Origin of the sequence: Pseudomonas sp. CCOS 191, from assembly GCF_001007005.1 — a bacterium.
Lineage (GTDB): Bacteria > Pseudomonadota > Gammaproteobacteria > Pseudomonadales > Pseudomonadaceae > Aquipseudomonas > Aquipseudomonas soli.
On record NZ_LN847264.1, the window covers coordinates 1,103,634 to 1,121,662 of the forward strand.

14 protein-coding genes are annotated in these 18,029 nt (G+C 64.2%); 5 read left to right on the forward strand and 9 right to left on the reverse strand.

From position 1 onward, the window contains the following. Positions 1–51: 51 nt before the first annotated feature. From CCOS191_RS05095 to arcD (CCOS191_RS05105), 3 genes are all read right to left on the reverse strand, one after another. Positions 52–1,062, reverse strand: coding sequence for an ornithine carbamoyltransferase (locus CCOS191_RS05095; protein ID WP_046854307.1), 1,011 nt, complete (start codon positions 1,060–1,062; stop codon positions 52–54). A 68-nt stretch (positions 1,063–1,130) separates the two neighbouring features. Next, positions 1,131–2,387, reverse strand: a complete 1,257-nt coding sequence (gene arcA, locus CCOS191_RS05100) for an arginine deiminase (protein ID WP_046854308.1) — start codon at positions 2,385–2,387, stop codon at positions 1,131–1,133. A 32-nt stretch (positions 2,388–2,419) separates the two neighbouring features. Continuing rightward, entirely contained in the window at positions 2,420–3,847 is a 1,428-nt protein-coding gene (arcD, locus tag CCOS191_RS05105) for an arginine-ornithine antiporter (protein WP_046854309.1), read from the reverse strand. A 425-nt stretch (positions 3,848–4,272) separates the two neighbouring features. Here arcD (CCOS191_RS05105) and arcD (CCOS191_RS05110) point away from each other — a divergent pair, with 425 nt between their 5' ends. Continuing rightward, the gene (gene arcD / locus CCOS191_RS05110; RefSeq protein WP_046854310.1) at positions 4,273–5,700 is read left to right on the forward strand and encodes an arginine-ornithine antiporter; all 1,428 of its coding nucleotides are present in this window, start codon (positions 4,273–4,275) and stop codon (positions 5,698–5,700) included. Positions 5,701–5,724: 24 nt separating this feature from the next. Here the strand turns inward: arcD (CCOS191_RS05110) and CCOS191_RS05115 are convergent, their stop codons facing one another. The 6 genes from CCOS191_RS05115 to gap all read right to left on the reverse strand — a co-directional run bounded on the left by CCOS191_RS05115 (position 5,725) and on the right by gap (position 12,631). Further along, positions 5,725–6,138, reverse strand: a complete 414-nt coding sequence (locus tag CCOS191_RS05115) for a YbaN family protein (RefSeq protein ID WP_046854311.1) — start codon at positions 6,136–6,138, stop codon at positions 5,725–5,727. Between the two features lie 49 nt (positions 6,139–6,187). After that, complete coding sequence (locus CCOS191_RS05120) at positions 6,188–6,793, reverse strand: biliverdin-producing heme oxygenase (RefSeq protein ID WP_038706745.1); 606 nt, start codon at positions 6,791–6,793, stop codon at positions 6,188–6,190. Between the two features lie 147 nt (positions 6,794–6,940). Further along, positions 6,941–9,550 (reverse strand): TonB-dependent receptor, encoded by a 2,610-nt coding sequence (locus tag CCOS191_RS05125; RefSeq protein WP_046854312.1) that lies wholly within the window; start codon positions 9,548–9,550, stop codon positions 6,941–6,943. 125 nt (positions 9,551–9,675) lie between these two features. Further along, positions 9,676–10,638 carry a FecR family protein gene (locus CCOS191_RS05130; protein ID WP_046854313.1) on the reverse strand — a complete coding sequence of 321 codons (963 nt, stop codon included), beginning with the start codon at positions 10,636–10,638 and terminating at the stop codon, positions 9,676–9,678. Positions 10,639–10,731: 93 nt separating this feature from the next. Next, on the reverse strand, positions 10,732–11,244 hold the full coding sequence (locus CCOS191_RS05135; RefSeq protein WP_023632569.1) for an RNA polymerase sigma factor: 513 nt from the start codon (positions 11,242–11,244) through the stop codon (positions 10,732–10,734). A 385-nt stretch (positions 11,245–11,629) separates the two neighbouring features. After that, positions 11,630–12,631 carry a type I glyceraldehyde-3-phosphate dehydrogenase gene (gap, locus tag CCOS191_RS05140; RefSeq protein WP_046854314.1) on the reverse strand — a complete coding sequence of 334 codons (1,002 nt, stop codon included), beginning with the start codon at positions 12,629–12,631 and terminating at the stop codon, positions 11,630–11,632. Positions 12,632–12,897: 266 nt separating this feature from the next. Here gap and edd point away from each other — a divergent pair, with 266 nt between their 5' ends. The 4 genes from edd to CCOS191_RS05160 all read left to right on the forward strand — a co-directional run bounded on the left by edd (position 12,898) and on the right by CCOS191_RS05160 (position 17,908). Beyond that, positions 12,898–14,724 (forward strand): phosphogluconate dehydratase, encoded by a 1,827-nt coding sequence (gene edd / locus CCOS191_RS05145; protein ID WP_046854315.1) that lies wholly within the window; start codon positions 12,898–12,900, stop codon positions 14,722–14,724. Then, entirely contained in the window at positions 14,721–15,677 is a 957-nt protein-coding gene (locus CCOS191_RS05150) for a glucokinase (RefSeq protein ID WP_046854316.1), read from the forward strand. Before edd ends, CCOS191_RS05150 begins: the two co-directional genes overlap by 4 nt. Before the next feature lie 97 nt (positions 15,678–15,774). Next, positions 15,775–16,470 carry a response regulator gene (locus CCOS191_RS05155; protein ID WP_267967174.1) on the forward strand — a complete coding sequence of 232 codons (696 nt, stop codon included), beginning with the start codon at positions 15,775–15,777 and terminating at the stop codon, positions 16,468–16,470. Beyond that, a complete protein-coding gene (locus CCOS191_RS05160) occupies positions 16,454–17,908 on the forward strand; it encodes an ATP-binding protein (protein ID WP_046854318.1) in 1,455 nt (484 codons plus the stop codon). The genes CCOS191_RS05155 and CCOS191_RS05160 overlap by 17 nt, the downstream gene beginning before the upstream one ends. The last annotated feature ends 121 nt before the right edge of the window (positions 17,909–18,029 follow it).

The window sequence follows — 18,029 nt, forward strand, 5'->3', positions numbered from 1 at the left end:
CATTCCTTTGTGGGAGCCGGCAAGCCGGCTCCCACAGAGTCAAGGCCGCTGTCAGAGATCAGCCAGGGTCGACACCAGGATCGCCTTGATCGTGTGCATGCGGTTTTCCGCCTGCTCGAAGGCGATGCACGCCGGCGACTCGAACACGTCATCGGTCACTTCGATGCCGTTGGCCAGGTGCGGATACTGTTCGGCAATCTGCTTGCCGACCTTGGTGTCGGAGTTGTGGAACGCCGGCAGGCAGTGCATGAACTTGGTGCGCGGGTTGCCGGTGGACTTCATCAGCTCCTTGTTCACCTGGTAAGGCAGCAGTTGCTGGATACGCTCGCCCCAGGCCTCGACCGGCTCACCCATCGATACCCAGACGTCGGTGTGGACGAAATCCACGCCCTTGACCGCGGCTTTCGGGTCTTCGGTCAGGGTGATGCGCGCGCCGCTTTCTTCTGCGTACTTCTTGCAACGCTCGACCAGGTCGTCATGCGGCCACAGCGCCTTGGGCGCGGCGATGCGCACGTCCATGCCGAGCTTGGCGCCGATCAGCAGCAGCGAGTTGCCCATGTTGTTGCGGGCATCGCCCAGGTAGGCGTAGCTGATGTCGTGCAGCGGCTTGTCGCTGTTCTCGCGCATGGTCAGCACGTCGGCGATCATCTGGGTCGGGTGGTACTCGTCGGTCAGGCCGTTGAACACCGGCACGCCGGCGAACTTGGCCAGTTCCTCGACGATCTCCTGCTTGAAGCCGCGATACTCGATGGCGTCGTACATGCGCCCGAGCACGCGGGCGGTGTCCTTCATGCTTTCCTTGTGGCCGATCTGCGAGGAGTTGGGGTCGATGTAGGTGACGTTGGCGCCCTGGTCATAGGCGGCGACTTCGAAAGCGCAGCGGGTGCGGGTCGAGGTCTTCTCGAAGATCAGGGCGATGTTGTTGCCCTTCAGGTGTTGCTGCTCGGTGCCGGTGTACTTGGCGCGCTTGAGGTCGCGGGACAGGTCCAGCAGGTAACGCAGCTCGCGGGTGGTGTGATGTTCGAGGCTGAGCAGGTTACGGTTGTGGATGTTGAACGCCATGATGATTCTCCTTGAGTTCGGTAATCCCCCGGCCGCCGCTGGGTGAGCACGGCCGGGGTGATGGACGTTTAGTAGTCGATAGGGTCACGCACGATCGGGCAGGTCATGCAGTGACCGCCGCCGCGGCCCCGGCCCAGTTCGCCGGCGCTGATGGTGATGACCTCGACCCCGGCCTTGCGCAGCAGGGTGTTGGTGTAGGTGTTGCGGTCGTAGCCGATGACCACGCCCGGCTCCACGGCCACCACGTTGTTGCCGTCATCCCACTGTTCGCGCTCGGCGGCGAAGCTGTTGCCGCCGGTCTCGACCACGCGCAGCTTCTTGAGGTTGAGCGATTCGGCCACCACCTCGATGAACGATTTGTTCTCGCGACGCACGTCCATGCCATAAGGCTTGCTGCTATCCGGACGGATCACGAACGGCACGATTTCCTTGACCACTTCGGGGAAGACGGTGACCAGGTCGCGGTCGCAGAAGCTGAACACGGTGTCCAGGTGCATGGCGGCGCGGGATTTCGGCAGCCCGGCGACCACCACCTTCTCTACCGCGCCCTTGGCGAACAGCGATTGCGCCAGTTGGCCGATCGCCTGGCGCGAGCTGCGCTCACCCATGCCGATCAGTACGACACCATTGCCGATCGGCATCACATCGCCACCTTCAAGGGTGGCCTTGCCATGGTCCTTGTCCGGGTCGCCGTACCAGACTTCGAAGTCGGCATTGGTGAACTCTGGGTGGAACTTGTAGATGGCGCTGGTCAGCAGCGTTTCCTGGCGTCGCGCCGGCCAGTACATCGGGTTGAGGGTGACGCCACCATAGATCCAGCAAGTGGTGTCACGGGTGAACTGGGTATTGGGCAGCGGATCGAGCAGGAAACTGGAGTGGCCGAGGTAGTCGCGGTACATCTTGATCACGCTCGCGCCTTCGCTGTCGGGCAGGTCTTCGCCTGCCACGCCGCCGATCAGATACTCGGCCAGCTTGCGTGGCTCGAGGCCTTCGAGCCAACTGCGCACTTCGTTCTTCAGGCCGATGCCAACCGTGTCGTCGGTGAGCTTGCGGTCGAGGATCCATTTGAGCGCTTCGGGGTTCTGCACGGTCTCGGTCAGCAGGTTGTGCATTTCCAGGACCTCGATGCCGCGTTCACGCATCTTGGTGACGAAGTCGAAATGGTCGCGCTTGGCCTGGTTGACCCAGATGACGTCGTCGAACAGCAGCTCGTCGCAGTTGCTCGGGGTCAGCCGTTGGTGCGCCAGGCCCGGGCTGCAGACCATCACTTTGCGCAGCTTGCCGGCTTCGGAATGAACGCCGTATTTCTGTTTCTCAGTGGACATGGTGAATCCTCCTGTAATGCGAAGACATGGGTTCAGAGCGTCAGGAAGCCGTCATACAAGCCGTAGGCAGCCACCAGGGCACCCGCGACCACGGCGGCGAAGATCAGTTTTTCCACGCTGGTGAAGATCGGCTGGCCGACCTCGCGCTTGGCCTTGGCGAACAGGATCGCGCCGGGGGCGTAGAGCAGGGCCGAGAGCAGCAGGTACTTGACGCCACCGGCGTACAGCAGCCAGATCGCGTAGAGCAGGGCGATGCCGCCGATGATCAGGTCTTTCTTGCGTTCGGCCAGGGCCTGTTCGTAGGTTTCGTTGCGCCAGGCGAGCAGGAAGGCATAGGCCGCCGACCACAGGTAAGGCACCAGGATCATCGAGGTGGCGAGGTAGATCAGCGACAGGTAGGTGCTGTTGGAGAACAGGGTGATGACCAGGAAGATCTGCACCATGGCGTTGGTCAGCCACAGAGCGTTGGCCGGCACATGGTTGGCGTTCTCGCGGCGCAGGAACTCCGGCATGGTGTGGTCCTTGGCGGCGGCGAACATGATCTCGGCGCACAGCAGCACCCACGACAGCAGCGCCCCCAGCAGCGAGATGATCAGGCCGACGCTGATCAGCACCGCGCCCCAGTGGCCCACCACATGTTCAAGCACGGCGGCCATCGACGGGTTCTGCAGCTTGGCCAGCTCGGGTTGGGTCATCACGCCCAGCGACAGCACGTTGACCAGCACCAGGAACAGCAGCACGGTGACGAAACCGATGACCGTGGCCTTGCCGACGTCGGAGCGTTTTTCCGCGCGGGACGAGAAGATGCTCGCGCCCTCGATGCCGATGAACACCCACACGGTGACCAGCATCATGTTGCGCACCTGGTTCATCACGCTGCCCAGCTCTGGCGTGCCAAGGGCCCAGATATCCGCGGTGAAGATGTCGAGCCTGAAGGCGAACAGGCAGATCAGGGCGAACAGCGCCAGCGGCACGACCTTGGCCACGGTGGTGACCAGGTTGATGAACGCCGCTTCCTTGATGCCACGCAGTACCAGGAAGTGCACGGCCCAGAGCAGGACCGAGGCGCCGATCACCGCCGCCGGGGTATTGCCCTCGCCGAAGATCGGGAAGAAGTACCCCAGGGTGCTGAACAGCAGCACGAAGTAGCCGACGTTGCCCAGCCAGGCGCTGATCCAGTAGCCCCAGGCCGAGGAAAAGCCCATGTAGTCGCCGAAACCGGCCTTGGCGTAGGCGTACACACCGCCGTCAAGGTCAGGTTTGCGGTTGGCCAGGGTCTGGAACACGAAGGCGAGCGTGAGCATGCCCACCGCGGTGATGGCCCAGCCGATCAGCACGGCGCCGACACCGGCGCTGGCGGCCATGTTTTGCGGTAACGAGAAGATCCCGCCGCCGATCATCGAGCCCACTACAAGTGCAACAAGCGCACCCAGTTTTAGTTTTCCGGGAGAATCAGACATTTATCGACTCCGTACCAGGAGAAAGTTGACCTCAGAATAAATCTGACGCCTGGATCATTCGCTGACTTAGATCAGTTCATGCCCGCATGAAGGTAAGAAAAATCCTTCATGCGTCTCCTGGAGGATGCCGACAGCTTCGGCGCAGGCCTTGTGCGCTGGCACCTCCATGTCCTTCTGGAGCAAACGCTCCGTTTTGCCTGCGAACCATGAAGTTAGTCTCTTTTAGGGTTTTCGCAAATTTTTCACAGTAAATAGCGACGTATTTAGGTGGTGGGTGAGATACTTCGCAACTGTCATTTTTATCAGGTGGCTGGTATAGACAGTCCGGTTATGAGTGCTATAGCTTTAATGGCTCGATTCAATAAGAAACTTGTAACATTTATGTTGGTTAATACGTTTACGCGCGTGCGCGCACGAGGAGCCCCATGAGCGAACCGGGACAGAAGCTACGTCTGGGCGCGCTGATTGCGCTGGTGGTCGGTTCGATGATCGGCGGCGGGATCTTTTCGTTGCCACAGAACATGGCGGCGCGAGCCGATGTGGGGGCCGTGCTGATTGGTTGGGGCATCACCGCCGTGGGCATGCTGGCGCTGGCCTTCGTGTTCCAGACCCTGGCCAACCGCAAGCCCGAGCTGGACTCGGGGGTGTATGCCTATGCCAAGGCCGGTTTCGGCGACTACATGGGTTTTTCCTCGGCCTGGGGCTACTGGATCAGTGCCTGGCTGGGCAACGTCGGCTACTTCGTGCTGCTGTTCAGTACCCTCGGTTTCTACTTCCCGGTGTTCGGCCAGGGCAACACGCCGGTGGCCATCGGCTGCGCCTCGTTGCTGCTATGGGCGGTGCACTTCCTGGTGCTGCGCGGCATCAAGGAGGCGGCGTTCATCAACCAGGTGACCACCGTGGCCAAGGTGGTGCCGTTGCTGATGTTCATCGTCATCGCCGCGTTCGCCTTTCGCGCCGATATCTTCACCCGCGACATCTGGGGGCTGAGCAATCCGCAGTTCGGCAACGTGCTGGAGCAGGTACGCAACATGATGCTGGTGACAGTGTTCGTGTTCATCGGCATCGAGGGGGCGAGCGTCTATTCGGGGCGGGCGCTGCACCGTTCGGACGTGGGCAAGGCCACGGTGATCGGTTTTCTCGGCGTGCTGGCGCTGCTGGTGCTGGTCAACGTGTTGTCGCTGGGTGTGATGACCCAGCCAGAGTTGGCCGGCTTGCAGAATCCCTCTCTGGCCTCGGTGCTGGAGCATATCGTCGGGCCCTGGGGCGCGTTGCTGATCAGCATCGGCCTGGCGGTGTCGCTGATCGGGGCGTTGCTGTCGTGGGCGCTGTTGTGTGCCGAGATCCTCTTCGCCACCGCCCGTGACAAGACCATGCCGCGCTTCCTGGCGCGGGAAAACGCCAACCAGGTGCCGGCCAACGCGCTGTGGTTGACCAATGTGATGATCCAGGGCTTCTTGCTGATCACCCTGTTCTCGGCTGGTACCTACACCAGCCTGATCTACCTGGCGTCGTCGATGATCCTGGTGCCGTACTTCTGGTCGGCCGCCTATGCGGTGTTGCTGACCGTACGTGGCGAGAGTTACCAGGGGCAGCCAGGGCTGCGGCGCAAGGACATGCTGGTCGCGGTGATCGCGCTGTTGTACGCGGTGTGGTTGCTGTATGCCGGTGGGCTCAAGTACATCCTGCTGTCGGCGTTGCTCTATGCGCCAGGGGTGATCCTGTTCGCCCGGGCCAAGCGCGAGCAGGGGCAGGTGCTGTTCACCACATGGGAGAAGCTGATTTTCGCGGCGGTGCTGGTGGGCGCCGGGTTGGCGGCGTATGCGCTGTATTCGGGGTTGCTTAGCCTCTGACTGCTCATGTCGGGCACGATTGAATCAATTTTGCAGTTCGACGCTGCCTTGAGGGGTGGGCCGTTCCGGGCGCGACCAGATCCACAGGTTGCCCAGCGCCATGCCGCCGATGGCGAGGAACACGGGCCAGTGGTGCTCCAGGACGATCAGCATGAGGCTCGCGCACAGCAGCATGCTGATGGTGGCGCTGACCTTGGCGCGGCGCTGGATGACCTTGCCATTGCGCCAGTTGAACAGGATCGGGCCGAACAGCCGGTGGTTCTCAAGCCACGCGGACAGGCGCGGCGAGCTGCGGGTGGCGGCCCAGGCGGCGAGGAGGACGAACTCGGTGGTGGGCAGCCCCGGAATGACGATGGCCACCAGGCCAATCCCCAGGCTGACGTAGGCCAGGATCGCGTAGAGCAGGCGGGATACTTTGGAGCGGGCGATTCGGGTCATGGTCTCACTGCAACGGTGCGACCGCCCGCAGGCGGCCGGGTAAAGCGTGTCAGGCCAGCGCCGCGTCGGCGGCATAGGCATGCTTGAGCAGCTCGGTGAAGCGCTCGAAGGCGGCGACCGCGCCACGTTCGGCGGCGGCGTCTTCCTCGGGCGACAGGTCCAGGCTGTCAAGGATGCGGGTGAACTGCTTCCAGCCTTCGGCGCGACCGCCGGCCGGTTCGCCCAAGTGGCGGGCACCGAAGGTTTCGGACAGTTCCAGGGCCACGGCGCGCTTGATCAGGAACGCGGCGCCCAGTTTGGAGCCTTCGGAGACGAAGATCCAGCCCAGGGCTTCACCCAGGCTTGGCTTGCCCAGGGCGCCGGCGAAGGGCGCGGGCACTTCGGTGTCGAGGTCGGCCAGGTCGAGGCGGGCCTGCTCGGCGCGGCAGCGCTCGGCCAGGTCGGGGACGATGGCGATCAGTTGCGGGTCGGTGTACAGCGCCTGCAGCTCGGACTGGAACAGGTACTGGGCGACCACGAAACGGGCGAAGCTCTCGCGGCTGTCGAACGGCTTGTGCGACTTGACCAGGGCGTCCAGCTCGGTGTGCGGGGCGTGGGTGACCTGGTTCAGGCGCTGGGAGCGCAGGTTGGCGCGTTCGGTGGAAGGGGCGGTCATGGGGGCATCCTTGGAAAATGGGGCGTCTAGTGACAAGACGAAAAAGGAGACGCAGAACAGTAAAAAAACCTCACCTGCGAAGTGAAATCATTCTCATGACATGACAAGGGCGGCACCTGCATCGCGGGCGCCGCCGATTTCAGCCGATCAGATATCCCACACCAGGTTGATGGCGAAATTGCGCCCCGGCGCGGTCAGGCGGTCCAGATTGGCCGGCTGGGTGACGGCGGCCTCGCTCACGCCGGTGTTGTTGCCGACGCTGGCGTACTTGCGCACATCGTCCCACTGCCAGTACTTCTTGTCGGTCAGGTTGTACAGGCCGCCATTGATGGTCAGGTCGTCGGTGATCCGGTAGAACCCGGTCAGGTCGAGCACGCCGTAGCCCGGTGTGCGGAACTCCGAGCTGGAGCCGTCGGGGGCGAAGAACGTGGTGTCGTCCACCCGATTCTTGCGCTTGACCAGGGTCCAGCTCAGCTGAGTGCCGTAGTCGACTTGTTCGTAGCCCAGGCCGAACACACCCGTCAGCGGGTTCACGCTGTTGAGCGGCTGGCCGGTGTCGTCGTTGCGGCCATAGGCATAGGCAACCGAGGCGATCGAGTAGAGGCCTTCCGGCGCTCCGAAACGGTCCAGGTTGAGGCGACCCTTGATCTCCGCACCCTTGATGGTGGCGTGCTTGATGTTGTTGGCCTGGAAGGTCGCCCCGAGATTGCCGGACTGGACGGCGTCCTCGTTGATGAAGTCGCGATACTTGTTGTAGAACACCGCCACATCGAAGTTGCCGGCGTCGAAGTTACCGCGCAGGCCGGTTTCATAGCTCTTGCTCTTTTCCGGCTCCAGTCCCGAGTTGGGCTCCACCACATAGCCGCCGGCCAGGTTTTCGAAGCGCCCGTACAGGGCTTTCGCCGTCGGCGTGCGGAAACCTTCGGCGTACTGGCCGTACCAGGTGTAGTGATCATTGAATGCATAGGTCACGCCGAGTTTCGGCGACAGGCGATGCCAATTCTTCTGCGAGTCGTCCACGCCGGTCGACTGCCCTGGAGCGGCGCTCTGCAGGCCAAGCAGGTACTCGTCGGTCATGCGTGGATCGAGGCGGGTGTAGTCGTAGCGCAGGCCGGGCAGGAAGGTCCACTGGTTCCAGCGGATTTCGTCCTGGGCGAACAGGCTGTAGGTGTCCACGGTCGGGTCCGGGAAGTCGCTGACGCGCGCTTGGGTGTCGTCCGCGCTGATCTGGCCGATTGCCCGGCACGATCCACCGATGTTGAGACAAGTGCCGGTACCGCTACGCGAGCCGGTGATCTTCTCGTGCTTGAGCGTGGTGCCATAGGTCAGCAGGTGATCGGTTGCGCCAATGCTGAAGGCCTTGTCCAGTTGCGCATCGAACACCCATTGCCGGTCCTTGTAGGTGGTCTGTCGGTCACGAGCGACTTGGCGACCACGGGCGAAGTAGAGCTCTTCGGTGGTCTGGTCGGTCTTGGCGATCTGGTAGTTCAGGCTCCACTTGATGTTATCGGCGAACAGGCTGTCGAGGCCGAACTCGTGATTGATACCGAAACGCTCGCGGGTAACGGTGTCGTTGCCCTGGCGCATGCGGTACGAGTTCATCGCTGGCATGCCAGGAATGAATGGCCCACCCACGGCGCTGAGGACGTTCTGGTCGCGGTCGTCCTTGTAGCGCTCGTAGGTCAGCCCCAGTCGAGCATCTTCGGCATAGTTCCAGCCCAGCTTGGCCAGCACGTTGGTGGTACGCACGTCCTCGGGGTTGGCGGCGGTGCGTGACAGGCCGGTGCCACCGTGCCCACCGTACGAATCGGTTTCGTGGCCGTTGCGTTGGCTCAGGTGCAGCAGCCCGTCGAAGTCACCCTGGCGCCCGGCGACGGTGGCCGATGTCAGCCAGCTTTCATCAGCTGAACTGTAGCCGGTCTTCAGGCGTGCGCCGACGTCCTTGCCGGGCTTGATGATGTCTTCAGGGTCCAGGGTGAAGTAGCTCACCGCGCCACCAATGGCATTGCTGCCGTACAGCACCGAGGCCGGGCCGCGCAGGATCTCCACGCGCTTGACGATTTCCGGGTCGACGTAGTTGCGCTGGGTCTGGGCATAGGGACCGTAGAAGAAGCTGTCGGGAATCGACACACCGTCCACCTGGGTCAGTACCCGGTCGCCATCGATCCCACGGATGTTGTAGCCGTTCAGGCCACTGCGCTGGCCGGTGCCGGACACCGAGACGCCAGGCTCGTAACGTACCAGCTGCTTGATGTCGTTGACGTTCTGCCGGTCCAGTTGCTCGCGGGTCTGCACGCTGACGGTGCTCGGCACCTGGCTGACGTCCTGGGCGCTGCGGGTGGCGCTGACGGTGACCTGCTGCAGGGCGATGGCGTTGCCGGCGGCCTGGCGTTCCAGCACCACGTTGCCATTGCTGATCTTGCGGTAGCCCAGGCCGGTGCCGCGCAGCAGGCGCTGCAGTGCTGCCTCCGGGGCCAGCGAGCCCTGTACGCCCGGCGAGGCCACGCCGTCGGCCAGCTCGGCACTGAAGCCGACCTGCCAGCCGGTGACCTGGCTGAAGGCATTGATGGCCTCGACCAGCGGTTGCTGGGCAATGGCGAAGCGGTAGTCGCCCATGCGCGGGCTGCTCGCCTGGGCCGGTTCCACGGCCAGCGCGGGCAGGCTGCAGGCGCCGCTGGCGAGCAGGGCCAAGGTCAACAGGGACAATTGCCCGCGGCGGCGGGAAGAAGAGGACGGGCGGGTTTGACCTGTGGGCATCGAAAGCGCTCCCTGTCGCGCGTGAGTCATAGACAGTGTTTGTTCTCGTTTTCGAACGAGAATCAATCGTATTGGCTATAACGAGACGGGCGAGGCAGGGTGATCGCGTAAAAAAACTTGCAAGGTCAGTTGAGGATTACCACGGCAGGGTATTCATGCAGTTGCGCCGAGGTGATGTGGGCCAGGGCGCGCAGCGTTTCCAGCGGTTGGTCGAGGCGGTAGTTGCCGGTGACCGCGACCTGCTCCAGGTGCGCGTTGCGGTTGATGATCCAGCCCGGGTAGTAACGGCGGACCTCCGCGAGCACCTGGCTCAGCGGGCAGTTCTCGAACACCAGGCGGCCTTCGATCCAGGCCAGGTCCTTGCTCATGTCGGGGCGCTGGCGCTGGCCGAAGCCCTTGGGACCGACGCTGATGCTGTCGCCGGCGCTCAGGCGGATGCGCTGGTCGCTCGCGGCCTGCAGGTCGACATCGCCGCGTTGCACCCGCACCTGGGCCTCGCCATCGAGGTAGCGCACGGCGAAATCGGTGTCGCGCACGCTGGCCCGCAGTGGGCCGGCCTGGACTTCAAGCGGCGGCTGGCTGGCGTTGGACACCTGGAAATACGCCTCGCCCTGCAACAGCCGGGCGACCTTGCGGCCTTCGCGCTCGTCGCTGGCAAAGGCCGAATTGGTGTTGAGCAGCACCTTGGCGCCGTGGTCCAGCTCCAGGCGCTGGCGCTCGCCGACCACGGTCAGGTGGTCGGCCTGCAGGCGCACCGGCAGGTTGCCGAAAGTGAACAACCCGACCAGCAGTACCGCGGCGGTGGCCAGCGGTTTCCAGTGGCTGCGCAGGCGCCCGGCAAGCGAGCGCTTGCGCCTGTGCTGCAGTTGCCCGGCCACCTGGCGCAGCGATGCGCCGTTCCACATCGCCTCGGCTTCGACATAGGCCTCGGCGTTTTCCGGTTCGGCACCCAGCCAATGCTCGAAAGCGCGGGTGTCGTCTTCGCTGGCGCATTGCAGGCGGATCAACCAGTCCAGCGCCTCTTCGCGGGCACGGGCGCGGGCATCAGGCTCGGCGGGTGACGGGCGAGGGGTGGGGTGGTCGGTCACGGGGGATCCTTGCATCGGGCATTTTTTGCGCATGATCAGTGCAGACCTTGCCCATGGCAAGGGCTTTGCGCTGACCAGCGGCGAGCGGTCGCGTCACTGGTGACGATCGGCCACGCCCATGCAGATGGCCATGATCAGTTTCAGCTCCTTCTGCACGGTGCTGGCCGAGACGCTCAGTTGCTCGGCGATTTCCAGGTAGCTGGCGCCGTGCAGGCGGCTGAGGATGAAGATGCGCTGCTGGCGTTCGCTCAACTGGCCAAGGCTGACGCTCAGGTGCTTGAGCAGTTGCTCGGCGTGGGCGGCGTCCTCGCTGCTGGCGGCAGGCGCCGCGACGTTATGCAGGACTTGCTCGGGCACGTCGTCCACCAGTGTGCGCGCCTGCACCCGGCGCGTGCGCAGGTGGTCCAGGGCAAGGTTGCGGGCGGTCTGGAACACGAAAGGTTCCAGGTGCTCGATCGGGCGCTCGCCCAGGGCGCGGGTGACCCGCAGGTAGGTTTCCTGCAGCAGGTCCTCGGCGGTGCTGGGATTGCCCACCATGCGCTGCAGCGTGCGCAGCAAAGTGAGACGCTGGGTGAGGAACACTGAGTTGAACCGGGACTGACTCACGGGGGAACCTGGCCGATGAAAAGCTAATGATAATGCTTATCATCTTGTTGTCAGGTCAAGCTGGGAATTGTTAGGAAAAGGTAAAGATTGTGTGGGGAGGTATTTCGGGGTGTATGCCGTGAGGTTTTCAGCGCTTATGAGGTCGAGCGCCGCCCGCGCGGCGCATCGCGAATAAATTCGCTCCTACATTTTGTTGCAACGTAACCATGCCTGTAAGGCCATGGTTGTCAGCCTTGTTTGCAGGGTTCAAGACATGCGCCAGGACTGGCACCCATGGCGTGACAGGTTCGGCACGTTGCAACAAATGTAGGAGCGAATTTATTCGCGATGCGCCGCGCGGGCGGCGCTCGATCCCACAGGCGCTAAACCTCTACAGCCAGGCGCCTCAGCGCGCATTGAACAGCGCCAGACAGTTGTCCAGCATGCGGTTGGAGAAGCCCCACTCGTTGTCGTACCAGGCCAATACCTTGAGCATCCGCCCGTTGGCGCGGGTGTGGTTGGCGTCGAAGATCGATGACAGCGGGTTGTGGTTGAAGTCGCACGACACCAGCGGCAGGGCGTTGTAGCCCAGCACCCGGGAATGACGGCTGGCCTCGAGGAACAGCTGGTTGACTTCCTCGGCGCTGGTTTCGCGCTGCAGGTTGACGGTGAGGTCGACCAGCGACACGTTGATAACCGGCACCCGAACGGCCATGCCGGTGAGCTTGCCGGCCAGTTCCGGCAGTACCAGGCCGACGGCCTCGGCGGCGCCGGTCTTGCTCGGGATCATCGACTGGGTGGCCGAACGGGCGCGGTATGGATCGCCGTGGTAGACGTCGGTGAGCACCTGGTCGTTGGTGTAGGCGTGGATGGTGGTCATCAGGCCTTGCTCGATGCCGAACTCGCGGTGCAGCACCTGGGCAATCGGCGCCAGGCAGTTGGTGGTGCACGAGGCGTTGGAGATGATCTGGTGCGAGGCGCGCAGCACATCGTGGTTGGCCCCGTAGACCACGGTGGCGTCGACACCCTTGGCCGGGGCGCTGACGATCACCTTGCCGGCCCCGGCACTCAAGTGCGCGGCAGCCTTGGCGCGTTCGGTGAACAGCCCGGTGCATTCGAACACCACGTCGATGGCCAAGGTTTTCCAGGGCAGCTCGGCAGGGTTGCGGATGGCGCTGACGGCGATACGGTCGCCATTGACGGTGAGGCTTTCGTGGTCGGCCTCGACAGTGGCGTCGAAGGTGCCGTGGACGCTGTCGTACTTGAGCAAATGGGCATTCATCGCGCTGTCGCCCAGGTCGTTGATGGCGACGACCTGCAGGTCCTGGCGGTAGCCCTGCGTGTACAGTGCGCGCAGGACGTTGCGTCCGATACGGCCGAATCCGTTGATGGCGATGCGTAGGGTCATGGTATTACCTCTGGCAGTCGGGTGAAGCCTGTGGCACAAAGGACAGCTTCACTGAAACGGTTTTGTTGTTGGAATTACAAGATTATTCACCGAGAGATAGAAAACAAGCCTTTTTGCTGGCAGTATTTTGTTTAAACATACAACGAGTGGTTGGGTTGTTCCCTTGTCGAGCGGTGCTGGCGCCTTTTCCTAGAGACTAGGTCGCAATCGTTTGGAGGGAAAATGCCCCAGTAAAGCCGCCCCACAGTTAGCCTGGAGTCCAGTACATGCATCCGCGCATCCTTGAGGTCACCGAACGGCTGATCGCCCGCAGCCGCCGTACCCGTGAACGCTACCTTGAGCTGATCCGTGGGGCGGCCAGTGACGGACCCATGCGCGGCCAGTTGCAGTGCGCCAACTTCGCCCATGGCGTGGCCGGCTGCGGTGGGGACGACAAGCAGACCCTGCGGCTGATGAACGCCGCCAACGTGGCCATCGTCTCGGCCTACAACGACATGCTCTCGGCGCACCAGCCGTACCAGCACTTCCCCGAACAGATCAAACAGGCGCTGCGCGAAGTCGGTTCGGTCGGCCAGTTCGCCGGCGGCGTGCCGGCCATGTGCGACGGCGTCACCCAGGGCGAGCCGGGCATGGAGCTGGCCATCGCCAGCCGCGAGGTGATCGCCATGTCCACCGCCATCGCCCTGTCGCACAACATGTTCGATGGCGCGCTGATGCTGGGCATCTGCGACAAGATCGTTCCCGGGCTGATGATGGGTGCCCTGCGTTTCGGCCATCTGCCGACGATCTTTGTGCCGGGCGGGCCAATGGTCTCGGGCATCTCCAACAAGGAAAAGGCCGATGTGCGCCAGCGCTACGCCGAGGGCAAGGCGACCCGCGAGCAGTTGCTCGAATCGGAAATGAAGAGCTACCACGGCCCCGGCACCTGCACTTTCTACGGCACCGCCAACACCAACCAGCTGGTGATGGAGGTCATGGGCCTCCACCTGCCGGGCGCTTCGTTCGTCAACCCCTACACGCCGCTGCGCGATGCCCTCACCGCCGAGGCCGCGCGCCAGGTCACGCGCATGACCAAGGCCAGTGGCAGCTTCATGCCCATTGGCGAGATCGTCGACGAAAAGGCCCTGGTCAATTCGATCGTCGCCCTGCACGCCACCGGCGGCTCGACCAACCATACCCTGCATATCCCGGCCATCGCCCAAGCCGCCGGCATCCAGCTGACCTGGCAGGACATGGCCGACCTGTCCGAGGTGGTGCCGACGCTGTCCCACGTCTATCCCAACGGCAAGGCCGACATCAATCACTTCCAGGCCTCCGGCGGCATGGCGTTCCTCATTCGCGAGCTGCTCGACGCGGGCCTGCTGCACGAGGACGTCAACACCGTTGCCGGGCATGGCCTGCGCCGCTACACCCAGGAGCCGTTCCTCGAGGATGGCCGCCTGGTCTGGCGCGAGGGGCCGCAGCACAGCCTCGACGAAAGCATCCTGCGCCCGGTGGCGCGGCCGTTCTCCGCCGAGGGCGGTTTGCGGGTGATGGAAGGCAACCTTGGCCGTGGCGTGATGAAGGTCTCCGCCGTGGCGCCCGAGCACCGGGTGGTCGAGGCGCCTGCCCGGGTGTTCCACGACCAGCAGTCGCTGGCCGATGCGTTCAAGGCCGGCGAGCTGGAGCGGGACTTCGTCGCCGTGGTGCGCTTCCAGGGGCCGCGCTGCAACGGCATGCCCGAGCTGCACAAGCTGACGCCGTTCCTCGGCGTGCTGCAGGATCGCGGCTTCAAGGTGGCGCTGGTTACCGACGGGCGTATGTCCGGCGCCTCGGGCAAGATCCCGGCGGCCATCCACGTCTGCCCGGAGGCTTTTGATGGTGGCCCGCTGGCGCGGGTGCGCGATGGTGATATCGTGCGCGTCGATGGTGCCGAAGGCACGCTGCGGATCATGGTCTCGGCCGAGGAACTGGCCGACCGTGAACTGCCTGCGCCACCCAAGGGTAACGACCTGGGCTGCGGGCGTGAGCTGTTCGGCTTCATGCGTGTGGCGTTCAGTTCCGCCGAGCAAGGCGCGAGCGCCTTCACCTCGGCTCTGGAGAACCTCGAATGAAGGCCTTGCTGGTCGGCGACATCGGTGGCACCAACGCGCGTTTCGCCGTGTGGCGCGACAATGAACTGCAGGCGGTCCAGGTGCTGGCCACTGCCGACTACACCAGCCCCGAACAGGCCATCGAGGCCTACCTGGCCGACCAGGGCATCGCCCGTGGCGGCCTGGCGGCGGTGTGCCTGGCGGTAGCAGGCCCCGTGGACGGCGACGAGTTCCGCTTTACCAACAACCACTGGCGCCTGAGCCGCAGCGCGTTCTGCCAGACGCTGCAGGTCGATCGCCTGTTGTTGATCAACGACTTTTCCGCGATGGCGCTGGGCATGACCCGCCTGCGCGCAGGCGAATTTCGTGAAGTCTGCGCAGGCCTCGCCGATCCATCGCGCCCGGCGCTGGTGATCGGCCCCGGCACTGGCCTCGGCGTGGGCAGCCTGCTGCGCCACGGTGAGCACTGGCTGGCGCTGCCGGGGGAGGGCGGGCATGTCGACCTGCCGGTGGGTAATGCCCGCGAAGCGGCGATTCATCAGGAAATCCATCGGCAGATCGGCCATGTCAGTGCCGAGACCGTGCTCAGTGGCGGTGGGCTGGTGCGTCTGTACCAGGCCATCTGTGCGCTCGATGGTGCAGTGCCGACGCACAAGACCCCGGCACAGATCACCGACGCGGCGCTGGCCAACGAGCCACGGGCGCTGGCGGTGGTCGAGCAGTTCTGCCGGTTCCTCGGCCGGGTGGCGGGCAACAATGTGCTCACCCTCGGGGCGCGGGGTGGCGTCTACATTGTCGGTGGCGTGATTCCACGTTTCGCCGAATTGTTCCTGCGCAGCGGCTTTGCCGCGAGCTTCGCCGACAAGGGCTGCATGAGCGGCTATTTCGCCGGGGTGCCGGTATGGCTGGTGACGGCGGAGTTTTCCGGGTTGCTGGGGGCGGGGGTGGCGCTGCAGCAGGCGCTGGATCGGTGATCGTTGGGGCCGCTTTGCGGCCCCAAACAGCAGACACGAAGATCTGCGCATAACAAGAGGACTGACCATTGTGACCACTGCCGGCAAATCGATCCTGATGGTCGACGACGACCAGGACATCCGCGAACTGCTGCAGACCTACCTCGCCCGCTGCGGCCTGCAGGTGCACGCCGAACCTGACGGGCAGGGCTTTCGCCGCGCCCTGGACGCCAACCCCTACGACCTGGTGATCCTCGACGTGATGCTGCCCGACGAAGACGGTTTCAGCCTGTGCCGCTGGGTTCGCCAGCACCCGCGCCAGGCGCGGGTGCCGATCATCATGCTCACCGCCAGCTCCGATGAAGCCGACCGGGTCATCGGCCTGGAGCTGGGCGCCGACGACTACCTCGGCAAACCCTTCAGCCCGCGTGAGTTGCAGGCGCGGATCAAGGCCTTGTTGCGCCGTGCCGATTTCGGCCAGGCGGCGCCGGCCAGTGCGGTGCTGGCCTTCGATGACTGGCGCCTGGACACGATCAGCCACCGCCTGTTCCACCGCGACGGCGAAGAGGTGATCCTCTCCGGCGCCGACTTCGCCCTGCTCAAACTGTTTCTCGATCACCCGCAGCAGATCCTCGACCGCGACACCATCGGCAACGCCACCCGTGGCCGCGAGCCGATGCCGCTGGACCGTATCGTCGACATGGCGGTCAGCCGCCTGCGCCAGCGCCTGCGCGACACGGAAAAACCACCCCGGCTGATCCGCACCGTGCGCGGCAGCGGCTACCTGCTGGCGGCCAATGTCTGCCCGGCCTGACGAGCGTCGCTGGCGCCTGCTGCCGCGCTCGCTGCTGGGGCGCATGCTGCTGCTTACCTTGCTGGTGGTGTTGCTGGCCCAGGGCCTGTCCAGCGTGATCTGGGTCGCGCAGCTGCGCGCCAGCCAGCTGCAGGGCCTGCGCGCCAGCGCCAGCAGCCTCGCGCATTCGATGAGTGCCAGTGTCAGTTACTTCCGCTCGCTGCCGGTGGCGTACCGGCCCATGGTGCTGGACCAGTTGCGCAGCATGGGCGGCACGCGCTTCTTCGTCTCGCTCAACGTCAAGCCGCTGGAAATGCCGGTGTTGCCGATCACCCCGCGCAAACAGGCGGTGATCGACGTCTTCCAGGAGGTGCTGCACGAGCGCCTTGGCCAGCAGATGGAGATCTCCGTGGAATTCGTCAGCCCCGACGATCTGCGCATCTTCAACAGCGGCCTGAAACTCGATGAGCTGCCCCGCTCCTGGGCGCACTATTCGCTCACCCTCGAGCCGCTCAACCCGCCGGTGCTGGTGACCCAGATCCGCCTCGGCGAGGGCGAGTGGCTGTACATCGCCTCGCTGCTGCCCGAGCCCTACACCAGCCTTGAGGCCGAACGCCTGCCGCGTCAGCAGATCGGCTTCATTGCCCTGACTACCGTGCTGTTGCTGCTGTTCATCGGCCTGCTGGTGCACTGGCAAAGCCGGCCGCTCAAACGCCTGGCACGGGCTGCGCGGGAAATGTCACTGGGCGCCGACGTGGCCCCGGTGGCCGAGGGCGGGGGTAGCGAGGTGGTCGAGGTGGGGCGGGCGTTCAACAATATGCGCGAGCGGATCAGCCGCTACCTGACCGAGCGTTCCCAGCTGTTCAGCGCCATTTCCCATGACCTGCGCACACCGATCACGCGCCTGCGCCTGCGGGTGGAGCTGCTCGAGGACGAAAAGCTGCAGGCCAAGTTCAGCCGCGACCTCGATGAGCTGGAGCTGCTGGTCAAGGGCGCCCTGCAATGCGTGAAGGACACCGATATCCACGAGAACATCGAGCCGATCGATCTCAACCAGGTGCTGGAGATGCTGGCCGAGCCTTATCTCGGCGATGGGCGCATCACCGTGGAGGGGCAGGCATTGGCACCGTACCCCGGCAAATCGCTGGCCTTGCGCCGCTGCATCGGCAACCTGATCGACAACGCCATCAAGTACGGCGAGCGCGCGCAGCTGCGCATCATCGATACCGCCGAGAGCTTCGTGTTGCAGGTGGACGATCAGGGGCCGGGGGTGCCGGAGCAGCGCCTGGAGCAGGTGTTCGAGCCGCACTTCCGCCTGGCTGGGCAGCAGCAGGGATATGGGCTGGGGCTGGGCATCGCGCGCAACATCGCCCATAGCCATGGCGGCGAGGTGAGCCTGTTGAACCTGCGCGAGGGTGGTTTGCGGGTGACCTTGTACCTGCCGCGTACAGCCGAATGAGCCCTTGTCGCGCGATAAGCGCTTCGATGTAACGATGTGGTGACAATCGAGCCGGGCTTCGTGACATGCCAGCCAGGACCGCTGGCTAGAATCGGCTGACAACAACAAGGAAGGTGCACCC